At 46.0% G+C, this 24,627-nt stretch carries 16 protein-coding genes and 1 pseudogene; 12 read left to right on the forward strand and 5 right to left on the reverse strand.

What is annotated here, in order from left to right:
• Positions 1–70 precede the first annotated feature (70 nt).
• The 6 genes from purL (at position 71) to K7R10_RS03520 (ending at position 11,745) form a co-directional block, all read left to right on the forward strand.
• Complete coding sequence (purL, locus tag K7R10_RS03495) at positions 71–3,736, forward strand: phosphoribosylformylglycinamidine synthase (protein ID WP_224483297.1); 3,666 nt, start codon at positions 71–73, stop codon at positions 3,734–3,736.
• 119 nt (positions 3,737–3,855) lie between these two features.
• Positions 3,856–5,637 carry an AMP-dependent synthetase/ligase gene (locus K7R10_RS03500; RefSeq protein WP_224483298.1) on the forward strand — a complete coding sequence of 594 codons (1,782 nt, stop codon included), beginning with the start codon at positions 3,856–3,858 and terminating at the stop codon, positions 5,635–5,637.
• 170 nt (positions 5,638–5,807) lie between these two features.
• Positions 5,808–6,254 carry a MarR family winged helix-turn-helix transcriptional regulator gene (locus K7R10_RS03505; RefSeq protein WP_224483299.1) on the forward strand — a complete coding sequence of 149 codons (447 nt, stop codon included), beginning with the start codon at positions 5,808–5,810 and terminating at the stop codon, positions 6,252–6,254.
• A 20-nt stretch (positions 6,255–6,274) separates the two neighbouring features.
• Positions 6,275–8,680, forward strand: a complete 2,406-nt coding sequence (locus K7R10_RS03510) for a 3-hydroxyacyl-CoA dehydrogenase/enoyl-CoA hydratase family protein (protein ID WP_224483300.1) — start codon at positions 6,275–6,277, stop codon at positions 8,678–8,680.
• Positions 8,681–8,712: 32 nt separating this feature from the next.
• Positions 8,713–9,903 carry an acetyl-CoA C-acyltransferase gene (locus K7R10_RS03515; protein ID WP_224483636.1) on the forward strand — a complete coding sequence of 397 codons (1,191 nt, stop codon included), beginning with the start codon at positions 8,713–8,715 and terminating at the stop codon, positions 9,901–9,903.
• Between the two features lie 39 nt (positions 9,904–9,942).
• Complete coding sequence (locus tag K7R10_RS03520) at positions 9,943–11,745, forward strand: acyl-CoA dehydrogenase FadE (protein ID WP_224483301.1); 1,803 nt, start codon at positions 9,943–9,945, stop codon at positions 11,743–11,745.
• 232 nt (positions 11,746–11,977) lie between these two features.
• On the opposite strand, the gene K7R10_RS03525 is transcribed toward K7R10_RS03520, so the two are convergent.
• Positions 11,978–12,253 (reverse strand): hypothetical protein, encoded by a 276-nt coding sequence (locus K7R10_RS03525; RefSeq protein WP_224483302.1) that lies wholly within the window; start codon positions 12,251–12,253, stop codon positions 11,978–11,980.
• 1 nt (position 12,254) lies between these two features.
• The gene (locus tag K7R10_RS03530) at positions 12,255–13,910 is read right to left on the reverse strand and encodes an amidase family protein (protein ID WP_224483303.1); all 1,656 of its coding nucleotides are present in this window, start codon (positions 13,908–13,910) and stop codon (positions 12,255–12,257) included.
• A gap of 815 nt (positions 13,911–14,725) precedes the next feature.
• Between K7R10_RS03530 and K7R10_RS03535 the strand changes: the two genes are divergently transcribed.
• The 5 genes from K7R10_RS03535 to K7R10_RS03555 are packed head-to-tail and all read left to right on the forward strand — an operon-like array spanning position 14,726 to position 20,482.
• A complete protein-coding gene (locus K7R10_RS03535) occupies positions 14,726–15,580 on the forward strand; it encodes a peptidylprolyl isomerase (RefSeq protein WP_224483304.1) in 855 nt (284 codons plus the stop codon).
• The gene (locus tag K7R10_RS03540) at positions 15,573–17,726 is read left to right on the forward strand and encodes a hypothetical protein (RefSeq protein WP_224483305.1); all 2,154 of its coding nucleotides are present in this window, start codon (positions 15,573–15,575) and stop codon (positions 17,724–17,726) included. Before K7R10_RS03535 ends, K7R10_RS03540 begins: the two co-directional genes overlap by 8 nt.
• Positions 17,660–18,388 (forward strand): ABC transporter ATP-binding protein, encoded by a 729-nt coding sequence (locus K7R10_RS03545; RefSeq protein WP_224483306.1) that lies wholly within the window; start codon positions 17,660–17,662, stop codon positions 18,386–18,388. The genes K7R10_RS03540 and K7R10_RS03545 overlap by 67 nt, the downstream gene beginning before the upstream one ends.
• Positions 18,381–19,559, forward strand: coding sequence for an ABC transporter permease (locus K7R10_RS03550; protein ID WP_224483307.1), 1,179 nt, complete (start codon positions 18,381–18,383; stop codon positions 19,557–19,559). The genes K7R10_RS03545 and K7R10_RS03550 overlap by 8 nt, the downstream gene beginning before the upstream one ends.
• Positions 19,556–20,482, forward strand: coding sequence for a metal ABC transporter substrate-binding protein (locus K7R10_RS03555; protein WP_224483308.1), 927 nt, complete (start codon positions 19,556–19,558; stop codon positions 20,480–20,482). Before K7R10_RS03550 ends, K7R10_RS03555 begins: the two co-directional genes overlap by 4 nt.
• Before the next feature lie 75 nt (positions 20,483–20,557).
• Here K7R10_RS03555 and K7R10_RS03560 read toward each other — a convergent pair.
• The 3 genes and pseudogenes from K7R10_RS03560 to K7R10_RS03570 form a co-directional block, all read right to left on the reverse strand.
• Positions 20,558–20,776, reverse strand: a pseudogene (locus tag K7R10_RS03560) (integrase core domain-containing protein); the annotation flags it as partial.
• A gap of 12 nt (positions 20,777–20,788) precedes the next feature.
• Positions 20,789–21,400 carry a DDE-type integrase/transposase/recombinase gene (locus K7R10_RS03565; RefSeq protein ID WP_224483309.1) on the reverse strand — a complete coding sequence of 204 codons (612 nt, stop codon included), beginning with the start codon at positions 21,398–21,400 and terminating at the stop codon, positions 20,789–20,791.
• 38 nt (positions 21,401–21,438) lie between these two features.
• Positions 21,439–21,795: a transposase gene (locus K7R10_RS03570; RefSeq protein ID WP_224483310.1), complete on the reverse strand. Its 357-nt coding sequence runs from the start codon at positions 21,793–21,795 to the stop codon at positions 21,439–21,441.
• Between the two features lie 727 nt (positions 21,796–22,522).
• On the opposite strand from K7R10_RS03570, the gene K7R10_RS03575 reads away from it, so the two are divergent.
• Positions 22,523–24,385 (forward strand): DUF3604 domain-containing protein, encoded by a 1,863-nt coding sequence (locus K7R10_RS03575; RefSeq protein WP_224483311.1) that lies wholly within the window; start codon positions 22,523–22,525, stop codon positions 24,383–24,385.
• The last annotated feature ends 242 nt before the right edge of the window (positions 24,386–24,627 follow it).

Below are 24,627 nucleotides of genomic sequence, written 5' to 3' on the forward strand. Positions count from 1 at the left end.
AATTTTAACTTTGCGCATCTTTATTTTAATGATAATCCTGTTTAGAGTAAACAGGTAAAAGACAACATATATGATCGCTTTTTTCGGTAATCCGACCAGCAAGATCTACGCCGTAGAAACCGCCGGGAAACTATCCTCTGAAAACATTGAAAAACTGACCTGGCTTTTTGGCAATCAGCCAATAATCGAACAGGAATCGATCGCAGGTCCCTTTATTGGGCCCAGGGCTGCCATGGTTACCCCATGGAGTACCAATGCCGTTGAGATCACCCAGAATATGGGCATTGAGACGCTAAACCGGATCGAGGAATATATAGCGGTATCAGAAGACGACCGTGATTTTGACCCTATGCTTTCTCAGAAATATCCTCGTCTGGATCAGAACCTGTTTCTTATCGATATCGACCCCAACCCCATAGAACATATAGACGACATCAAGGCGTATAATGAAGCTGAAGGTCTCGCCCTTAGCGACGAAGAAGTCATTTACCTTCACGATCTCTCAACGAGACTGGGCCGAAAGCTGACCGATGCCGAGGTATACGGATTCGCTCAGATCAACTCTGAACATTGCCGCCACAAGATCTTTAACGGCACCTTTGTTATCGACGGAGAGGAGAAACCCGTTTCCCTGTTTAAACTCATTCGGAAAACCTCTGAAGAAAATCCCAATGACATCGTTTCGGCCTATAAAGACAATGTTGCTTTTGTAAAAGGCCCGCGGGTAGCTCAGTTTGCTCCGCGACGCGGGGATCAACCCGATTTTTATGAGGTCAAGCCATTCGACAGTGTAATCTCTCTGAAAGCCGAGACTCATAATTTCCCTACCACGGTGGAACCGTTCAACGGTGCCGCCACCGGTTCAGGAGGAGAGATCAGAGACAGGCTTGCCGGCGGAAAAGGATCATTACCCCTGGCCGGAACAGCCGTATATATGACCTCTTATTCCCGACTGGAAGAGAACCGACCCTGGGAAAAACAGGTCGAAGAGCGCAACTGGCTCTACCAAACTCCCATGGATATCCTGATCAAAGCCTCTAACGGAGCCTCTGATTTTGGAAACAAGTTCGGTCAGCCATTAATCGCAGGATCAGTACTCACCTTTGAACACGAAGAAGATGCCCGCATACTCGGTTTTGACAAGGTGATCATGCTGGCCGGTGGAATCGGTTACGGAAAAGAAGAGCAGTCATTGAAGGAAACCCCGTCTAAGGGTGATGCCATCGTAGTTATGGGGGGAGATAACTACCGCATCGGAATGGGCGGTGCTGCAGTGAGTTCTGCCGATACCGGTGAGTTCAGCAGTGGGATAGAACTGAACGCCATTCAGCGATCTAACCCTGAAATGCAGAAAAGAGTTGCCAATGCCATCCGTGCCATGGTAGAAAGTGATAATAACACCATCACCTCTATTCATGATCATGGCGCAGGAGGCCACCTGAACTGTCTGTCAGAACTGGTCGAAGAAACAGGTGGAATCATCGAAGTAGACAAATTGCCTGTCGGAGACCCCACCCTGTCGTTAAAAGAGATCATCGGAAACGAAAGCCAGGAACGAATGGGACTGGTGATCAACCCGGAAGAACTGCAAAGACTGAAACGCATCGCAGACAGAGAGCGATCTCCCTTATACAATGTCGGAGAGGTTACAGGTGACCATCATTTCACCTTCGAATCTAAAAATAAAAACATCAAACCGATGGACCTGGAGATGAGCGATATGTTCGGAAGCTCTCCCAAAACCATCATGAACGATCGTACCATCGAGCGGTCATATAAATCTTCCTCCTACCAGCAGGAGAAGATCGAAGACTACCTCAGACAGGTACTTCAGCTGGAAGCGGTTGCTTGCAAAGACTGGCTTACCAACAAGGTCGACCGTTGCGTTACCGGGCGGGTAGCCGCACAGCAATGTGTGGGAGAACTGCAATTACCCCTCAATAACTGTGGAGTCATGGCCCTCGATTACCAGGGCAAGGAAGGTATCGCCACTTCTATAGGACATGCTCCCATAGCAGCCCTTCTTGATCCGGCAGCCGGAAGCCGCCTGGCCATCACAGAAGCACTTACCAATATAGTGTGGGCTCCGTTAAAAGACGGCCTCAAAAGCGTTTCCTTATCTGCCAACTGGATGTGGCCTTGCAAGAATGAAGGGGAAGACGCAAGACTATACGATGCGGTGAAGGCATGTTCTGATTTCGCAATCGACCTGGGAATCAACATTCCTACAGGAAAAGATTCCCTCTCCATGAAACAGAAATATCCGGATAAGGAAGTCATCGCCCCCGGTACTGTGATCATTTCGGCAGCCGGGAATTGTAATGACATTACCAGAGTAGTAACTCCCGTAGCCAAGAGCGACGGTGAAAGCCTGTATTACATCAGCATGGGATCAGAAGAGCTGCAACTGGGTGGTTCTTCGTTCTCACAAATACGCAGTGCTCTCGGTAATAAACCGGCCGATTCACAGGATCCGAACAAGGTTAAAACAGCCTTCAATGCCGTGCAGGAACTGATCAGAAAAGATCTGATTGCCGCCGGTCATGACGTTGCCAGCGGCGGGCTTATCACCACCCTGCTGGAAATGTTCTTTCCAAGTATAGACCTGGGTGCACAGATCGACCTGAGCAGCTTTGGAGAAGATGATGCAGTGATTGCCCTGTTTAATGAGAATCCGGCCCTTGTGATACAAAGCCGTGATGATGAGAAAATGGAGTCCCTGCTTAAAGATGCAGGAGTGCGTTATCATAAGATCGGATCAGTGGTGGCAGGCGACCGTCTTCAATTGTTAAACAACAAGGCGAACTTCTCATTCAGCATCAGTGAACTGAGAGATACCTGGTACCGCACCTCTTATCTGCTTGACCGTAAGCAAAGCGGACCGAAAAAAGCAGAAGAGCGATTCGTGAATTATAAGAATCAGCCGCTGCAATTCACCTTTCCCGAATCATTTGACGGTAAAATGCCGGAACCTGTAAAGGGCACACGCATAAAAGCCGCTATCATCAGGGAAAAAGGAAGTAATTCTGAACGGGAGATGGCAAATGCCATGTACATGGCAGGTTTCGATGTCAAAGACGTTCATATGACAGACCTGATCGAAGGCAGGGAGAATCTTGAAGACATTCAGTTCATCGCAGCTGTAGGCGGATTTTCAAATTCAGATGTGTTAGGCAGTGCGAAAGGCTGGGCAGGAGCTTTTCTTTATAATGAAAAAGCAAACAGCAGTTTGAAGAAATTCTTCGATCGCGAAGACACGCTTTCCCTGGGTGTTTGTAATGGTTGTCAGCTTTTCGTAGAACTGGGACTGATCAATCCTGAACATGACGAAAAGCCAAAAATGCTCCACAATGACTCCCATAAATTCGAATGTAACTTCACTTCGGTTCACATTGAAGAGAACAATTCGGTCATGCTGGGCAGTCTCGCGGGAAGCACCCTGGGAATATGGGCAGCGCATGGTGAAGGCAAGTTTCATCTTCCGAAGGCAAAAGACCAGTACAACATCGTGGGAACCTATGCCTACGAAGGTTATCCGGCCAATCCGAACGGCTCTGATTTTAACACGGCAATGATGACCGACGAGACGGGAAGACACCTGGTTATGATGCCGCACCTTGAGCGTTCCACCTTCCCCTGGAACTGGGGCTACTACCCGGAAGGACGTAAGGACGAGGTTTCACCATGGCTTGAGGCCTTTGTAAATGCCAGAAAATGGCTGGAATCGAAACGCTAAAATAACCCAATCATCTTAATTATTAAGGAGTTGTCAATAAACAACTCCTTTTTTTATGGTTAGCTTTGAAAAAAGGTTGTAATTTTTATAATTTGCAAAACTGTTAAAAACCGAAAATAATGAACAAGGTTACCCGTTTATTTGACTTTCCATATTACCAACTGGAAAAATTTAATCTTAAGAATGCCTTAGTTACGAAATATGGAGATGAGTGGGTCAGTACCAGCTCGGCCGAATATGTCGAAAAAGCGAACACCATAAGCCGGGCCCTGCTGCGTCTGGGTGTACAACCTAACGACAAGATCGCCATCATATCTTCTACCAACCGTACTGAATGGCATATTATGGATATCGGCATCCTGCAGCTGGGAGCCCAGAACGTACCTGTATACCCTACCATATCTGAAGAAGATTATGAGTACATTCTGAATCACTCAGAATCTACCTATTGTTTTGTATCAGACAAGGAAGTGCTTGATAAGGTCAATGCGATCAAAGACAAGGTTGCCAGCCTAAAGGGCATCTATACCTTCGACGAGATCAAAGGGGAACACAACTGGAAAGAACTCCTGGAAATGGGGGCAGATGCCTCAAACCAGGATGAAGTTGAGAAACGCAAGGCAAAGGTGGGGCCCGATGACCTGGCCACCATCATCTATACCTCCGGGACCACCGGGAGACCCAAAGGTGTTATGCTGAGCCATGACAACATCGTTTCGAATGTACTGGCCAGCGAAGAGCGGGTACCATTATCTTCAGACGATTCGGCACTCAGCTTTCTGCCCATCTGCCACATATTTGAAAGAATGGTGGTATATCTCTACCAATACTGCGGGATCAATATCTATTTCGCAGAATCCCTTGAAAAAATAAGCGATAACCTTAAGGAGATAAAGCCGGAAGTGATGACCGTGGTGCCACGACTTCTGGAGAAAGTCTACGATAAGATCATCGAAAAAGGCGCTGCCCTTGAAGGATTGAAGAAGCGTCTGTTCTTCTGGGCGGTGGAAACCGGACTGGAATTCGAACCCTACAATGCCAATGGTGCCTGGTACGGTATGAAACTGGCCCTGGCGCGCAAACTTATCTTTAGTAAATGGCAGGAAGCCCTGGGTGGAAACCTGAAAATACTGGTAAGCGGAAGCGCTGCCCTGCAACCTAGACTGGCCCGTGTTTTTGCCGCAGCGCAAATGCCTGTTATGGAAGGATACGGTCTTACCGAAACTTCCCCGGTAATCGCTGTGAACGATGAAAGAAACAGAGGTTGGAAGATCGGAACCGTTGGCCGGGTTATCACCGGGGTCGAGGTTAAGATCGCCAGTGATGGAGAAATCCTTTGCAAGGGACCTAATGTGATGCATGGATATTATAAGGATAAGGAACGAACAGACGAAGTCATCAAAGACGGGTATTTCCATACGGGAGATATCGGTGAGTTCGACGATGACGGTTTTCTGAAGATCACCGATCGAAAGAAAGAAATCTTCAAAACCTCAGGTGGAAAATACGTGGCTCCGCAGCTTATCGAGAACGAGATGAAACAGTCCCGTTTTATAGAGCAGATCATGGTGATCGGAGAAGGCGAGAAAATGCCTGCGGCCCTGATACAACCGAGTTTTGATTTCGTTGAAGAATGGGCACGACGCCATGAGATCGATATGGGCCACGATAAAAATGAGATCGTTCAGAACGAACAACTCATTGCACGAATTCAGGAAGAGGTAGATCGTTTCAACGAGCGATTCGGAAAATGGGAACGTATTAAACGTTTTGAACTTACTCCTGAAGTATGGACCATCGAAGAGGGACATCTGACTCCTACCATGAAAATGAAACGAAGAGTCATCAAAGAGAAATATCAGCATCTCTACAATAAGATCTACGAAAAACAGCCGTATTAATCGGCGGCTTAACATTACCTTTTTTTAACGTAAAACTCTCCATTCCGGAGAGTTTTTTTATTACCTTAAACTTCTAACACCCTGCAAAGCAATCCTTTACAAAAATTAATCCATTTACTATGCATGCATAGTAAATTATTTGTATATTTGACTGAACCACACAGGGATTTATGAAAGATAAGACCATTGATTATGTATTACGGGCGACCTGGCAAGCAGTAGCCCGGATGTATAACGAGGAAGCCGGAAAATTCGATAGCACCATGTCTACCGGGTTCACCTTATTAAGTATCGATCCTGAAAAGGGGTCAGCCTCCACTACCCTCGGCCCCCGTATGGGTATGGAAGCTACAAGTTTGTCCCGCTTGCTGAAGAATATGGAAGAGAAGGGACTTATTGAACGAAAACCGAATCCCGAAGACGGTCGGGGAGTAATCATTTCCCTCACAGACTTTGGAAAGGAAAAAAGAGCTGTATCACGGGAAGTGGTCTTAAAGTTCAATGAAGCTGTGAGAAACCATGTTGACCCACGGGACCTGGAAGGGTTTTATAATGTGGCCATGGTCATTCACGAACTCATCTCAGAAAAGAAAATATACAATCAGGAATCGCAATAACAACAAACATTGAATTCAAAATGACTAGAAGAATTAAAAAGGTTGCGGTAATAGGATCGGGAATCATGGGAAGCGGTATCGCTTGCCATTTTGCCAATATAGGCGCCGAGGTCCTCTTACTGGATATCACACCTGGAGAACTTAACGATAAGGAAAAAGCAAAGGGTTTAACACTCGATGACAAGACTGTTAAGAACAGGATCGTAAACGACAACCTGGCTTCAGCGCTGAAATCAAAACCCTCTCCTATCTATCATAAAGATTTTGCCAATCGTATTTCAACCGGCAACCTTGATGATGATCTGCACAAGATAAAAGATGTTGACTGGATCATCGAGGTGGTGGTCGAAAGACTGGATATCAAAAAGAAGGTTTTTGCTCAGATCGAAGAGCATCGTAAGCCGGGTACCCTGATCACTTCAAATACGTCAGGAATACCCATTCAATTTATGAATGAAGGCAGAAGTGAAGATTTCCGCAAGCATTTTGCAGTAACTCACTTTTTTAATCCTCCTCGTTATCTGAAGCTTTTTGAAGTGGTGCCGGGTCCTGACTGCAAACAGGAGGTTACTGACTTTTTGATGAAATACGGAGAAAAATTTCTCGGTAAGACATCGGTTCTGGCCAAAGACACCCCTGCCTTCATCGGAAACCGTATCGGTATTTTCGGCATCATGAGCCTTTTCCACCAGGTGAAGGAAATGGGCCTGACCGTAGAGGAGGTAGATAAACTTACAGGGCCCGTGATCGGAAGACCGAAATCTGCCACTTTCAGAACAGTAGACGTGGTAGGGCTTGATACTTTGGTTCACGTAGCTAACGGACTTTATGAGAATTGTCCGGAAGATGAGGCCCATGACCTGTTCAAACTGCCCGATTTCATACAGACCATGATGGATAACAAATGGCTGGGAAGTAAAACCGGCCAGGGGTTTTATAAAAAAGTAAAAAAAGATGACGGAAGCAGTGAAATTCTTTCACTGGATCTGGACTCGATGGAATATACCCCCACTAAAAAGGCCAGTTTTGCAACGCTGGAACTCACCAAGACCATCGATAAGGTGAACGACCGTTTCTCTGTTCTGGTCGACGGAAAAGATAAAGCAGGAGAGTTCTATCGCAAAAACTTCGCCGCACTCTTCGCCTATTGCCAGAACCGAATTCCCGAAATCTCAGATGAGCTATATCGTATAGACGATGCTATGAGAGCCGGATTCGGATGGGAAACCGGTCCGTTCGAGATCTGGGATGCCGTAGGGGTGAAAAAAGGAATCGAACTGATGAAGGCAGAAGGCAAGGAGCCTGCAGCCTGGGTACAAGACATGCTCGATGCCGGAGTTGAGTCGTTCTACACTGTTAAAGAGGGAGCGACCTACTATTACGACATCCCTTCTAAAAAACATGTGAAAAAACCAGGACAGGACGCCTTTATTATTCTCGACAACATTCGCAAGAGCAAAGAGGTATGGAAGAACAGCGGTGCTGTGATCGAAGACCTCGGAGACGGAATTCTCAACATAGAGTTCCAGTCAAAAATGAACAGCCTCGGCGGTGATGTGATCACTGCCCTTAATAAGGCTATCGATCTGGCCGAAAAAGACTATCAGGGACTGGTGGTCGGTAACCAGGGATCGAACTTCTCAGTGGGTGCCAATATCGGGATGATCTTCATGATGGCCGTAGAACAGGAATATGACGAATTGAATATGGCGATCAAGATGTTCCAGGATACCATGATGCGCATGCGTTATTCTGCCATCCCCACCATTGCTGCTCCTCATGGAATGACTCTTGGAGGAGGCTGTGAGCTGTCGATGCACGCCGATAAGGTGGTGGCCGCTGCAGAAACCTATATGGGTCTGGTCGAATTCGGAGTAGGTGTGATTCCCGGAGGTGGAGGATCCAAAGAAATGACTCTCAGAGCTTCAGATACCTTCAGGAAGAACGATGTTGAGCTCAATGTACTGCAGGAATACTTCCTGACCATCGGTATGGCAAAAGTATCTACCTCAGCACATGAAGCCTTCGATCTGGGCGTACTCCAAAAAGGAAAAGACGTGGTTGTGGTCAATAAAGACAGGCAGATAGCCGAAGCTAAAAAACACGCCTTATTAATGGCAGAAGCGGGTTATACCCAAAAGCCGATGCGTAAAGATATCAAGGTCCTCGGAAAACAGGCCCTGGGAATGTTCCTGGTAGGTACTGATTCGATGGAAGCCGGACATTATATCTCTGAACACGATAAGAAGATAGCCAATAAGCTGGCATACGTAATGGCAGGTGGAGATCTCTCTGAACCTAATTATGTAAGCGAGCAATACCTGCTCGATCTGGAGCGGGAAGCCTTCCTTTCTTTGTGTACCGAAAGAAAGACACTCGAACGTCTGCAGCACATGCTTAAGAAAGGTAAACCGTTACGTAATTAATCAAGGTACGAACAGATCAAAAAAACAGAATGATGAAAAACAAAACAGCATATATCGTTAAAGCTTACCGAACCGCAGTGGGAAAGGCACCCAAAGGTGTTTTCCGCTTTAAGCGGCCGGATGAACTGGCAGCCGAAACCATCGAATACATGATGAAGGAATTGCCTGATTTCGACAAAACCCGTATCGACGATGTGATCGTGGGAAATGCCATGCCCGAAGCCGAACAGGGTTTGAACGTGGGACGACTCATTTCACTCATGGGACTCAAAATCGAAGATGTACCCGGGGTAACGGTTAACCGCTATTGCGCCTCAGGACTGGAAACCATCGGAATCGCCACTGCCAAAATTCAAAACGGGATGGCAGATTGTATCATAGCCGGTGGAGCAGAAAGCATGAGTTATATTCCTATGGGAGGTTACAAGCCCGTACCCGATTATAAAGTGGCTAAAGCAGGAAACGAAGATTATTACTGGGGAATGGGGCTTACTGCTGAAGCAGTGGCTGAACAGTTCAAGGTCTCAAGAGAAGACCAGGATGAGTTTGCCTATAATTCTCATATGAAGGCCCTGAAGGCTATCAAGGAAGGAAAATTCGATGGCCAGATCGTACCCATTGATATCGAGCAGACCTATGTCAATGACGAAGGAAAGAAGACGACTAAGAACTATACGGTCGATACCGATGAAGGCCCGCGTGCTGACACTTCAAAAGAAGCGCTTGCCAGGTTAAAGCCGGTTTTCGCCCAGGGAGGAAGTGTGACGGCAGGGAACTCTTCTCAAATGAGTGATGGAGCCGCCTTCGTGATGGTTATGAGCGAAGAAATGGTGAAGGAACTGAACCTGGAACCTGTAGCACGACTGGTATCGTATGCAGCTGTTGGTGTCGAACCCCGTATTATGGGAATCGGCCCTGTAAAGGCTGTACCAAAGGCCCTTGAACAGGCAGGAATGAAACTGGACCAGATCGACCTGATCGAACTCAATGAAGCATTTGCATCTCAATCACTCGCTGTGATCAGAGAGCTGGGACTCAACCCTGACATCGTCAATGTAAACGGAGGAGCCATCGCCCTGGGTCACCCGCTGGGATGTACAGGAGCCAAACTTTCTGTACAGCTCTTTGACGAAATGCGAAGAAGAAATAATAAATACGGTATCGTAACCATGTGTGTGGGAACCGGACAGGGAGCTGCCGGCGTCTACGAACTGCTGAACTGATACCCCCGTAAGAGAATCAAAAAACAAAAATTTTAAGAAATGGAAACTATAAAACGAGACATAACAAGAGGCGGACAATTCCTGGTCAAGGAAACCAAAGCCGAAGATGTGTTCACTCCTGAAGATTTTACCGAGGAGCAGCAGATGATGAAGGAATCGGTGCAGGAATTCGTTGACCGCGAAGTATGGCCGAAAAAGGAAGAATTCGAAAAGAAGAACTACAAGCTTACCGAAGAGATCATGGAAAAGATCGGGGAGCTGGGACTTTTAGGAGTTGCAGTACCTGAAGAATACGGCGGACTCGGAATGGGGTTTGTTTCAACCATGATGGTATGTGATTATATTTCAGGAGCGACCGGGTCTCTGGCTACCGCTTTTGGTGCTCATACAGGAATCGGAACATTACCGATCCTCCTCTATGGTAACGAAGAACAAAAGCAAAAATATGTACCCAAACTGGCCACCGGTGAATGGTTTGGTGCTTACTGCCTAACTGAACCAGGTGCCGGTTCTGATGCCAACAGCGGAAAGACCAAAGCTGTATTGACAGAAGACGGGAAGCATTATCTGATCAGCGGACAGAAGATGTGGATTTCCAATGCCGGGTTTGCAGATGTATTTATCGTATTCGCCCGTATTGAAGATGACAAGTACATCACTGGGTTTATCGTTGAGAACGACCCTGATAACGGCATCACCATGGGGGAAGAAGAAAAGAAACTCGGTATTCACTCCTCTTCCACCCGACAGGTATTCTTCAATGATACCAAAGTACCGGTAGAGAATATGCTTTCTGAGCGCGGTAACGGATTCAAGATCGCTATGAATGCCCTCAACGTTGGTCGTATCAAGCTGGCAGCCGCTTGTCTTGATGCTCAGAGAAGGGTGATCGGAGAGTCGGTGCGTTATGCCAATGAAAGAGTTCAGTTTAAAACTCCGATCGCTCAGTTTGGTGCCATCAAGTCAAAACTGGCTGAAATGGCCACCGGTTGCTATGTAGATGAATCTGCTTCTTACCGTGCGGCAAAAGATATCGAAGATCGTATCGCCATGCGACATGAAGAAGGTGCTTCTCACCAGGAAGCAGAATTGAAAGGAGTTGAAGAATATGCCATCGAATGTTCCATTCTGAAAGTGGCGGCTTCTGAAGATTGTCAGGATTGTACCGATGAAGGGATTCAGATATTCGGAGGAATGGGCTTTTCAGCCGATACCCCTATGGAGTCTGCATGGAGAGATGCCCGTATTTCAAGAATCTATGAAGGTACCAATGAGATCAACCGTATGCTGGCGGTAGGAATGCTGGTTAAGAAAGCCATGAAAGGTCATGTAGACCTGCTCGGACCAGCCATGAAAGTTCAGGAGGAGCTCATGGGAATTCCCGATATGGAAACTCCGGACTTCTCTGAAGTACTGAGCGAAGAAAAAGCCATGCTCGCTAAACTCAAAAAGGTTTTCCTGATGGTTGCCGGAGCCGGAGTTCAGAAGTATGGACCTCAGCTTGAAGAACATCAGCAGCTGCTTATGGCCGCAGCCGATATTCTTATCGAGATCTATATGGCCGAATCAGCCATACTGAGAACAGAGAAAAATGTGAAGCGTTTTGGAGAGGAAGCTCAGAAAGAGCAGATCGCCATGGCAAAACTGAATCTCTTCCATGCAGTGGAAAAGATCAATACCCGAGCAAAGGAAGGAATCGGCTCTTTTGCTGAAGGTGATGAGCAACGAATGATGCTCATGGGACTGAAGCGATTCACCAAATATGTGAATCTGCCAAACCTGGTGGAGCTTCGAAACACCATCGCTGAGAAACTCACTTCCGAGAATAAATATTGTTTTTAATTGTCTCTAAATCTGATATAGGTTTTAGAATTTAGTTGTTTGTTAAGGCCGCTCCGGGTAAAACCGGGGCGGTTTTTTTGTTTTATAGGGATGAGGGTATGGGGGTATGGAGGTATGGAGGTATGGAGGTATGGGGCTATCGGCTAACAGCTATCACTGAACCTTTTCCTGTAAATAAATATCCATTCCCGACTCTCTATTCTCTATTCTCTATTCTCTATACCCTACTTCCCTACAAAATCCCATGCAACCACTGCACCAGGTCCCGTTCAAAGGCCCTGAGCAGGGTAACGAAAAGGATGCCGAAAATCACAAAGAACCACGAATATTTCTGCTGCCTGATGATATAAAAACTGACCCCTGCCACCAATGCAAGAAGGCCGGCTATCACCAGGTTTGAGGGTGTCCACATACGCGTACTTATAGCCGCATAAGCCTTAACCCCGGCGTAGAACAAACAGTAAATTCCGATGATCTTGGTAATAATGATCAGGTTACGTTCAGACATATCACTTATAATTTGCAGGGGTTTTACGCACCCCGGTTAGCTGTTCAAAAGCATAGGCCAGTCTGAACAATTTCGCTTCCTCCCTGCTCGCGGCTATAAAGGTCAGGCTTACAGGCTCACCGCTTGTTTTGTAACCCATGGGCACGGTAAGAGCCGGGTAATGGGCCACCGCAGCATAGGAAGCATGATAATTATTGATCGATAGCACAGCATCCAGATCATGGGTTTCCATCGGGACATTAAAAAACTTACGTCCGTTCTCCTTCAAATTCTGCTTGATCACCTCCAGCTGCTCGGTAGTGGTCGAATCTGCCAGGATACCTTTGAAAATATCCTGATTATAGGGGGCCCTGATCAATGAATCCTTTTCGTTAAAGGCTACAATCTGTTGTATACTTCTTAAGCCAACCTCATTCGAAGCGGTTGATTCCAGGTATTTAGGAAGATCGTATTTCATATCGATATTGAGCAGCGTGAGAAATCCGTTCAGATTGACATCTTCAGGCGGATCGAACATGATTACCTCTGCCCCTGCCTCCCTGATCTTATCGAGAGTGGCAGCGTAGATGGAATCAGATTCCACCAGCGAATTGAAAGCTCCGAATCGTTTCCCTTTTAGGGTGACGTCGCTCAATCCCGCAACGTAATCTTCGTCAGTGGTAAAGCTAAAGCCATCGTTCATATCTTCACCGGTCATCGCATTAAGCATAATGGCAGCATCTATCACATTCCGGGTCATGGGGCCCGGGGTATCGAGTGTGGAGGAGATCGGTACAATACCGCTGCGGCTGAGTAATCCGACCGTCGGCTTGAGTCCGACCACCGAATTTTGACTGGAGGGAGATAAGATCGATCCTGACGTCTCAGTACCTACAGCTGCAACCGCATAATTCGCTGCAACGGCCACTCCGCTTCCTGAGCTCGAACCTCCTGTTTCAAATACCATGGGGCCGTAAGGATTCAGCGTTTGGCCACCGATGGCTGAGTACCCCAGCGGACAACCCTCACAAAAATAATAGGCCCATTCACTGAGGTTTACCTTCCCGAGAATAAGCGCTCCCGCTTCCTTGAGTTGCCTGACGATAAAGGCATCTCCTGCAAAGTTGTCTTTTAGTGCCACGGCACCGGCAGTGGTAGGCATTCCTTCAGTGCCTATATTATCTTTCAGCATTATCGGTAAGCCGTAAATCGAAGCATAAGAGACCTCCCCGCGTTCTTCGCGCATACGGTCCTTTTCAGCTGCCTGCTTCAGAATGTCAGGATTCAGGCTTATTACAGTATGTAAGGATGTTTCAGCATCTCCTTCATATTTGCGCATCCGCCACAGGTATACCAAACAGATCTCGCGATAGGTGATCTCACCGCTGGCTACCGACTCCTGTATCTCAGGAATACTCCTTTCAATGACAAGCGGATAGAGTTTTTCATAGCTGTCTTCCCCGAATTTATCCAGAGCTTCTTCAAAAGTTATGAAGACAGAGGCTCTTTCCACCTTAGGACTCAGAACCTTAAAGCGCATGCGTTCATTCTCGTGTTGCTGTTGTTGTTCGAGCACTGATTTTTCATCAAAGGCTATGGCGACATCTGTCTTTTTTTCCTCCTGTTTACAGGAAACCGTTACTAATGTGATAAGCAGAATAAATATCGATTTTCTCATTGGGTGGTTTTTTCTTAAAGATAAAAGTTTTCGCCGGAAAGGAAAACGTATGCATCAGGATCAGCATGTATTCATGGTTATTGCTGATAAACCAACCCGCCCTGCAAACAGGGCACCCCTCCTTGGAAAGGAGGGAAAGGTCGTGTTCTTTTAGAATCATATCTGATAGTCTGTAAAACATCTATTTGATAACATGCGTTACCCTCCCCTTTTTTAAGGGAAGGTACCTGGAAGGCGGAGTGGTAGTCAGGGCTTTCAAATGAATTATCAAGAAATTTTTGTCATGCTTCTCTTGAGCCCCACTTCGACCCCCGATACTTCGGGCTCTGAATGACTTAGCTGGTGAGATGGTGAAGTGGTGAGGTAGTCAGGTAGTCAGGTAGTCAGGTAGTCAGGTAGTCAGGTAGTCAGGTAGTCAGGTAGTCAGATGGTATAACTTTGTAAACCACATTCAGTGGGGTGAAGCAATCTTTCAACTATTAAACTGATTATGGATTTTAAACCTACATACCCCCCATAACTCCATACCTTCATAACCATACGACAAGTCAGGTAGTCAGGTAGTCAGATGGTACGTCTTTGCGAACCACATTCAATGGGGTGAAGCAATCTTTCAACTATTAAACTGATAATGGATTTTGCACCTACATACCCTCATACCCCCATCACCCCATACCCCCATAACTCCATACCGACTTCCCTATTTACCCGTTTACCCATTTCCCTGATATTCCTCCGACAAAGCGCACCACATATCCCGAAAAAAATTTCAATTTCCTTAAATTCAATATTTTAGTGTAAGACAATCTTGACGTATGATCCACTATTTTAAAAAGCCCATCTTTCAGATCCTTTTCTTTGGTATTCTCCTCGGAATCGTTCTCATACTGATATACGGAGCCAGGCAACCTGAGATGAAAGACCGGAAGATCGTGATCGATGATGCAGACCTGGCACATATGATCGCCGGCTGGCAACGAACCTGGAAGCGCATGCCCTCAAAAAAGGAACTGCAGGGCATCATGAATGCCTACGTCAGGGATGAAGTCGTTTACCGGGAAGCCCTGAACCAGGACATGGATGAAAACAACGCCACGGTAAGAAGGGCGCTGATCTCTCAGATGGATATGCTGGCGGAAGGACAGGGCGCAGAAAAACCGATCACTGCCGAAGATATACAGGCATATTATGATCTTCGGAAGGAGCGATTTATGGCACCTCCCTATATTAAATTTCACCAGGTATATTTTAAAAATAACGACTCCGACAGTTTGCTTCTTTATCAAAAGGCAGAACAATGGAATCTGGAGAACCTGCCCCCTGAGAAAGCTGCCTCCGAAGGGAACTCATCTATGCTGCCACCACGTATGAACCTGCAAACAGCTGAGGCGATCGACAGGGAATTTGGAACCGGCTTTTCAGACAAACTCCTTCAACTTCCGGAAGATCAATGGTCAGGGCCCGTTAATTCCGGCTTTGGATCTCACCTCATCTATTTAGATACCATAGTTCCTGCCCGGTTACTTTCTTTGGAACAGGTTGAAGATGAGATCATCGATATGTTGAAATATGAAGAAAAACAGGCAGCCAAAGAACAGTTCTACACCGAACTCCTGCAACAATATGAGATCATATACCAGGGTGTTTCGAAAGATCTCTTGAATGAATAAGTATATCAGACAAAATATCAAGGTCCTCATGCTGCTGTTCAGCATGCTTTCACCCTTCATTTCGAGTGCCGATATCACCTATCCTGCTCGACTGGAAATGCAGGAGGTGGAACCGGGTATCTTCGAAGTTTACTTTGTATTACCCGTCATCAACGGGAAAGTATTAAAAGCCTACCCTGTATTCCCTGATTTTTGCCAGGCTATCAGTGAACCTGAAATCAGCGGTAATGCATTTGTCAAGGAAATGAAATGGAAGCTGCAATGCTCAACTCAACGGCTGTATGGAGAAAATATTGGTATTAGCGGCCTCCTGGGTAGTCAGATCAACATCATTGTTGAGATCAGTACCCTCGAAGGAAGAAATTATAAGGCCACTCTGAGTCCGTCATCGGCCTATTTCAACATCCCCCAACCGCCTTCTCTGTTCAGCCTGGCTTCCGATGGCTTTATAAGCGGCGTACAAATGACAGTGGCATCACTCGTTTTTGTGTTGCTCTTTCTGGTGCTTTTCATTACGAAAAGGAAGAGGTTGTTTGTTTTTATCCTTCCGGTGGGTATCGGACTTGCCGCAGGCTATCTTTTGACCCAATCTGAACTTTTAAGAACACCGGGGTGGCTATTCGAAACCGCGGCTCTGATGGTATCATTTCTGCTCATCACCGACTACCTGGCATTCAGTAATCGCCTGTACCGCAATAAACGGGTCTTCGTGGCTATGATCATTTGTTCTGCCCTTTTTGGTGCAGACCAGGCAGATGCGTTGACTGTCACCGGCTATACCTCATTCGAACTGGTCTCACAACTCCTTTTTGTCCTTACAGGAGCGATAAGCGGACTGGTATTACTCTTTCTGCTTTTCAGCCAAGGACTTACTCTGATCAGCCTCTTTTCTGATACCAGTGAAGCATTCATAAGGAGAACCCTGACTTTCCTGGGGATACTTACAACAGGGGTGCTGGTCTATCACCTGAGCCTTTTCTGGAAAACCCCTTCACTCTTCAGTCCGGTTCCTGAGTTCATGTGGACGGCAGCAGCGATAATTATCATTGCCAGTTCTATGACAGGAACTCATGAGAAAAATAATTACGAATCATTTATAACACTAAGTTTTGTAACAGGTTTTATACTGGGCATTTCCGGGTGGTCTGTACCCTACCTTCCGGAATTTACTCTGGCTGCAGGGGGAATATTGCTGATTCTTATTTTAACAAATAGTTCGAAGGCAATGTTATTAAATACTATACTCATTTCCTTTTTCGGTCTTGGCTCTGGGATGTTTCTCATCAATCATGCAACAGAGCAACTGTCTTTTCCGGTAGCCAGGTCTGTTGAAATAAGCTTTATTATCATCCTGATCATTTCTCTGTCTGTTCCTTTACTTAAGGCATTGCTTCCGGAGGAAAAAACAAAGGGTTTCAGAATTTTCTCAAAGGTGATTGTCATGATTTTCGTGGGAGGGTTGTTGTTAACAGTTCTTGGAATGACAGGAAGTGTTATACCCGTTTCGCTTTCCTTCCCGGTTATCGATCTGCCTTTAGTATCCCTGGCCTGCCTGCTGGCAGCTGTTTACTGGTGGCCACGGTCAAACAGGATCCGCAGAGACCTGGGAGTAAAACGATCAAAACCAACCGCTTCCATGTCACTGATCGTTGCAGCCGTTTGTTTCCTTCCCCTGACAACTGGCATCAAGAACCCCTGGTTCGACAGCGGAAATATGGATCATGAACAGCTCAGACAGGTCATGCAACAAGTGCTGTCTGACACTTATTCGGCTTTCAACATTAAAGATGAGGAACGGTTGTTCGAAGCTTTGTCGTCAAGGGTTGATGAGCAATTGCTTGACAACATTTACCTTGACAGTCGCCGCAGGTTAACCATGGGATTAAGAGAAGGCGCAGAAGTCAGGGTTGAAAATGTCAATATTGAAAGGCTGGGTGAAACCCTGGATGACTCCCCTGAATCAGCATTTAGTTATCCCGCTGCATGGACGGTCACCGCCCGGGTAAAACACCTGAAGCATATTCATTACCGCAAAAACCGATATACCGGAACCATCGAACTGAAAAGCATAGATAATACATGGAAGATCTCAAAGATCATACTCAACTCAGAAGACCGGGAAGTGATTCCGGCATCCACCCTGTGATTCGATGTGAAAAGGTGTGTTTCTCTTATGGAGATACGTTTTCGATGAAACTCAGGGATCTGCAGGTATCCAGAGGGAAGCGCCTTATCCTGACGGGGCCCAGCGGTTGCGGCAAAACCACCTTTATCAAAATTCTCGCCGGGATCCTGCCGGCAGATTCCGGGAAGATAGTTATAGACAAACTCGATCTTACCAGTTACAGCCAAAAAGAATTACAGGATCTTCGCTTAATGAAAATAGGGCTGGTTTTCCAGGAATTCGAATTACTGGAATATCTGAGCGTTATCGACAACGTTCTGCTACCCCTTCGCATCAATCCCGTTCTTTCCTTAACCGATGAATCAAAAGACAGGGCACTCCTCTTGCTCGACAAGGTCGGTCTCAGGGATAAGGCTGGACGGTACCCCAGGAAACTTTCTCAGGGAGAGCGGCAACGGGTGGCCATCTGCCGGTCGATGATCGCGAACCCGGACCTGCTGTTATACGATGAACCAACCGCCAATCTCGATGCGCGTAACCGTGATATTATTCTCGAACTGATCATCGAATATTGCCGGGAGAATCATGCCACCCTGCTCATGGTATCACACGACCGGGAAATCTTCCCCTCCTTTGATGAAATACTGTATATGAACGAATTACAAACCGCCTCTGATGAATGATAGTTTGTATTTAGCATGGAATTACCTGAAATACCACTGGCGAAAGACCTGTTTACTGGTCCTGGCAATCAGCCTGGTGATATTTATACCCTTTGCCTTGAATTACTTCACAAGTAAAGGCTCTGAGCGTATGAGAATCAGGGCCGGATCCACTCCGCTGCTCATCGGCTCTGAGGGAAGTGCCACCGATCTTTGCCTGAGTTCGCTCTATTTCAGAAAACCGGATCTCCCGGCCCTGCCCTATTCAAAAGTACTGGAACTTGAAAAGGAGGGCCTTGCTCATCCCATCCCCATGAATCTTGAATACCGGGTAAAGGAACAACCCATAGTAGGCACCAGCAATGACTATTTCACCATGAGAAATACCGAATTTGCCCTGGGAAGACCCATGGCCATTATCGGTGAGTGTGTACTGGGTGCTGAAGCCGCCGACAAACTTAAGGTCAACATCGGAGATGCGGTGATCTCCTCACCGGCGGGTGCCTTTGACGTTGCCGGTAGTTTCCCTCTAAAAATGACAGTGACCGGCATCCTAAAACCCACCAATACGGCAGACGATGAAGCGGTATTCACCGATCTGAAAACCACATGGGTCATATCAGGAAAAGCACATGGTCACGATGACCTGGCCACTTCGGGAAGCGACAGCCTGCTGTTGTCAAAAAACGACAGCGTGGCAATAGCCAGCAAAGCCGTACTCTCCTATACCGAAATTACTCCTGCAAACATCAATTCCTTTCACTTTCACGGGAACCCCGATGACTACCCGGTGAGTGCCATTATCGCTTTGCCCCTGGATAAGAAATCAGAACTGATGCTCAGGGGCAGGTTTGAAACAGAAGACCGGAGCGCTCAGGTGATTGTTCCTTCTGAGGTGATGGAAAGACTCCTGGAAACTGTGGTCTCGGTGAAAGAGATCATCACGCTGGCAGCAATTTCCATAGGACTTGCAACCCTGGTTATTACTTTGATGGTATTTGCCCTTTCTGTGAGACTGCGAAAAAAAGAGATAAAAACACTTAAAGATATAGGAGCTGCCCCGGGAAGGATCAAAAGTGTTCTGAGCCTGGAAGTCCTTCTTGTATTCACCCTCAGCTTTGGCTTAACAGCAGTCTACCTGCTTTTGATCAATAATTTCGGTTTAAGACTATTAGAAAATTTCATACAATGAAAACATTAATTAAATGGCTCGCATTTTCACTTCTTCTGGTGGGAAGCTGCAAATCAGAGAAAAAGAGTGACCCAACCTCAATTGTCTCCGGAGAGAAACCGGTGGTTTATGTGAGCAATTATCCTATTTACTTCTTCGCGTCAGAAATAGCAGGAGAAAACATCGAGCTACGATTCCCGGCTGCAGAACTATCAGATCCTTCTGTGTGGAATCCGGTAGCCGACACCATTGCACAGATGCAATCGGCCGATCTTATCCTGGTCAACGGAGCTTCGTTCGAGTCCTGGTTAATGAATGTAAGCCTCCCACAGCAGGCTGTGGTAAATACCAGTCAGGAGTTTTCAGAGCGATTGCTTTCGGGTGGAAAAACCTTCACCCATAGTCATGGCGATGAGGGTGAGCACCAACATGAAGGAACCGCCTTTACCACATGGCTCAACCTTGAGCTGGCAGCGAAACAGGCAGAATCGGTAAAGGAAGCCCTCACCAGGCTACACCCGGAAAAAAAGAGTGTCTTCGAGGAGAATTACCGAAAGTTAGCCGGTGACCTGATGCAACTGCACAAAGAATTTCAGCATACTGTGGCAGGTAAAAACGATAAGACAATGGTATTCTCTCACCCGGTATACCAGTACCTTGAAGATGCGTATGGCATTCAGGGGAAAAGCCTGCACTGGGAACCTGATACACCGCTTGACCACGACATGCTGCATGAGATCGGGCATCTTCAAAAAGATCACCGTATTGAATATGTAATCTGGGAGGGAGAACCGCTGGCAGAAAATGTGGAAAAGCTAAAGAAAATGGGGATTCAAAGCGTGGTGATCACTCCTATGGGAGGTGCTGCAGACCAAACCAACTTCATGGAGGGGATGCGAAAAAACCTGGAGGCCCTGAAGGAAGTTTATGGTATTAGAGAGTAGAGAGTATAGAGTAGAGAGTAGAGAGTAGAGAGTAGAGAGTATGAGCATGCCTGAATAAGGTTACCCTATTTCGGGTTAATATTTTATCTCCAATGTTTCCCTTTGCCTTACAGATAGGCTTTTAAGGTGTTTTTCAAATTCCATGGGTTTCATATTTTTTAATGAACCATGGGGGCGCTCATAATTGTAAAGATAGATCCATTTATCCATTAATGAACGTGCCTGATTTAAACTGATACTGATGTTATCAAAGTTGATGTACTCGTTCTTTAATACGCCATTTAAAGATTCTGCATGAGCATTCTCCTAGGCCTTTCCTCCCATGCTGGGATTGATCTTGAAAGTGTCATACAGTCTTCTCATTTCTTTACTCCCATATTGTGAGCCTCGATCAGAATGAAAAACAAGTTGCTTTCGCTCTTTTTCACTTAAACCTTTTAAGGCATCTTTTAAGCTGGGAAGCACAGTTTCTTCGGTTTCCATGGTACTTGATAAGGACCAGCCTTTGATCACTTTTGAATACACATCCTGAACCAAAGTCAGATAATAAAACTGTTTATATCCTACCGGAATATAAGTGATATCACTTACCCAGAGCTGATGTTTGTCGTTCAGTATCTTTCCCGACAACAGATTATCATACCGATATCCTCCAGCATAGGTCGTACGGCGATAACTGCGTTTTCTGGGCACCCTGAAGCCTTCATTAAGCAACAACGCTTCCACACGATCTCTACCCATTCCCTTGGGGCGGATCTCATCGTAGAGCTTTCTACAGCCCATTTTAGTGTGATCCTTTCGAAGCTCCGTAGCCATTGCCAAGATATACTGTTTGGTAGCCTCTTGAGCTTTTAATCGGGCTAATCGCTTATAAAATGCCTGTTTGGTGATCCCTATCATAGCGTACAGATCGTTCATCTTGTAGCTATGCGATGACTTGTCCTCACGAAAACGCGTTATGACCGTCGTTTGGACTTTTTTTCAATATCCACTCCTAGTTCAGAAGAGGCCACGTCCACCACCTGTTCAAGGTAATCGATCCGCATTTGTTTTTGCCCTAAAGCCCGCTCCAGCTCAGCTATGCGCTGCTGTAGCTCTTTGTTCTTATTGGAAATACTCTTCTTTTCCACCACAACTCGGGTTTGATTTTTATAAAGATCGGAATATTTCCGCAACCATTTATAAATGGCCGCAGGGCTTACCTGATAAATCCTTGATACTTGGCTTACGCCTACTTTTCCAGACTCGATTTGCTTGACCAGATCCAGTTTCAGATCTAAATCGAACGTTCTCTTAGTTGCTACTTTTTTCATCGTTTAAAAAGGTTGTGAAAAAAGGCAACCTATATCAGGCGGAGTCAGTAGAGAATTGAGAATTGAGAATAGAGCGGGATGCGTGGTGAAAAGGTCAGGTGGTCAGGTGGTCAGGTGGTCAGGTGGTCAGGTAGAAAATGATAAATTTTGGCTTAACCTTTATAATTACTGCCGTTGCGAATCGCAGGATGCGTGATGCGTGATGCAGAAAATAAAAAATTTCCGGAAGATCAATCCTGAATTTTCAATGGTTGATCTTTTTATTTAAATAGAGTGTTGGGATTTCATCAAGGGTGAACATAACCACCCCGCCCAGCTTTCAGCAGGCCCACCTCTCTGGAAGGAGGGAAACGAAGTATTCGTTTAGAATCATATCTGGTAGTCTGTAAAACATCTATTTGATAACATGCATTACCCTCCCCTTTTTAAGGGGAGGTGCCTGGAAGGCGGAGGGGTTCTCGAGACTTTCAAATGAACCATCCGAAAATTTGTCCGTACCCCCCAATTACCTCCTTACCTACTTCCGTATTCACCCTTTCACCTGCTGACCCATATACCCACGTACCCATTTACCTATTTACCCCCATACCCCCATACCCCCATACCCCCATACCCCCATACCCCCATACCCCCATACCCTCATACCCTCATACCTGCACAACCGCATAACCATATAACTAACTTATTTTCATATATTTACATTATAATCAACCAAAAAAAAGATCATATGAGAACCTTCGTATTTCTTCTCATCACTGCCCTGATCTTTTCTTGTAAATCTGACCAAAAAAATACAGACGCCGCTGAAACGTCAGTTGATTCCATATCGGTTGATGTGGCCTCAAATCCTTTAAAAGACGTGTATTTCGGAAACCTTCACGTGCATACTAAATGGTCTTTCGATGCCTATATTAACGGTGCCGCGACCGACCCTGATGGGGCATATCGGTGGGCAAAAGGGGAACAGATATCAGGAGGAGGTGATGGCACGCCGCTAAAAATAAAAGCTCCTTTAGACTGGTATGTTGTTTCAGATCACTCTGAATTTATGGGTTCTCTTCCATTAATGGAAGATGAAACCAGCCCTGTAAGTAAACATCCACTGGCAGCAGATATCACAGGAGATGATCCTGCAAAATCGTTCGAGGCCTATACCGAAATCCTGGATATGATTTCAAGTGGCTCCAATGATTCCATTCTTGGTAATCCTGAGTTCCAAAAGACCATCTGGTCTGAAATATGTGAAATCGCCGATAGACATTATGAGCCTGGTAATTTTACCACTTTTGCAGGATACGAATGGACTTCAAACCCCGATTGGCGAAATCTTCACCGAATTATCGTTTTTGAGGATACCAAAAAAGTCCCTGCTCAACCCTTTTCGGCCATTGATTCTGATGTGCCTGAGAAACTTTGGGAATGGATGGACAATCAGCGTGAGCAGGGAAATGAATTACTGGCTATACCTCACAATGGAAATGCGAGTGATGGTCTTATGTTTCCGCTGCAGGAATCTTATGGAGGCAGCAGCCTGAATGCAGGGTATGCTGAAACGAGAATGCGGAACGAACCTTTATATGAAATCACGCAGATAAAAGGAACCTCAGAAGTTCATCCTGTACTTAATCCTCAAGATGAGTTCGCCAACTTTGAATTATGGGATTATACCCTGGAATCCAAAGCACTGGCACCAAAAAATAAAAAAGGAGGATATGCAAGAGACGCTCTTCTGAGAGGGATCGAACTACAGAAAGATCAGAACGCTAACCCATTTAAAATGGGTTTTATCGGAGATTCAGATACACATAATTCAGCAGCTTCGATTGAAGAGGATAATTATACCGGTAAGTTTGGTTTCGAGAATGATCCGAAACATCGTTTAGATGGCCCTCCGGGAGTAAGTGAAGCAGGTGCTAAACAGGTTCGGGAATTCAGTTCAGGAGGTGTAGGTGCCATATGGGCTGAATCAAATACGAGAGAAGCCATTTTTGCAGCCATGAAGAGAAAGGAGACCTATGCCACATCAGGTCCAAGAATGAAAGTTCGATTTTTTGCAGGTTTCAATTATGATAAACAGATCTTAAATAGTGAGAATTGGCTGGAAACAGCCTATAGTAATGGAGTTCCCATGGGAGGTGACCTTTCTTCAGAACAAGGCGCACAAGCCCCTGTACTCTTGATTCAGGCCATGAAAGAAACCGACGGTGCCAACCTTGACAGAATACAGGTCATTAAGGGATGGGTCGAAAACGGTTCCCCACAGGAGAAGATTTTTAATGTGGCATGGTCTGGCGATCGTAGCCTCGATGATAACGGAGATTTGCCGGAGGTAGGGAATTCTGTAAATCTGGAAACTGGAGAGTATACCAATGATATAGGGGAAACGGAACTTTCAGTAGCTTGGACCGATCCTGACTTTGATGCTTCCCAACATGCCTTTTATTACGTCAGGGTTCTTCAAATTCCCACTCCAAGGTGGTCGACATACGATGCGATTAAACTGGAGAGACCCATACCAGAGGGACTTCCAGCAACCATTCAGGAACGTGCCTGGACCAGCCCGATATGGTATGTCCCGAATGGGGAGTGATGTGGGATGCGTGGTGAAAAGGTCAGGTGGTCAGATAGTCAGGTAGTCAGGTGGTCAGGTGGTCAAAGAGTCAGAAGGCCAGGTAGTATTTCTTACCCACGTACCCATTTACCTTCGTACCCATTTACCTATTTACCTACATACCCTCATACCTGTATAACCCCATAACTTTTTTAAGTGAAATGGTGAAGTAGTCAGACAGTCAGGAAGTCGGGTTGTCAGATGGAACGTCTTTGCGAACC

Source organism: Robertkochia aurantiaca (genome assembly GCF_020166495.1).
Lineage (GTDB): Bacteria > Bacteroidota > Bacteroidia > Flavobacteriales > Flavobacteriaceae > Robertkochia > Robertkochia aurantiaca.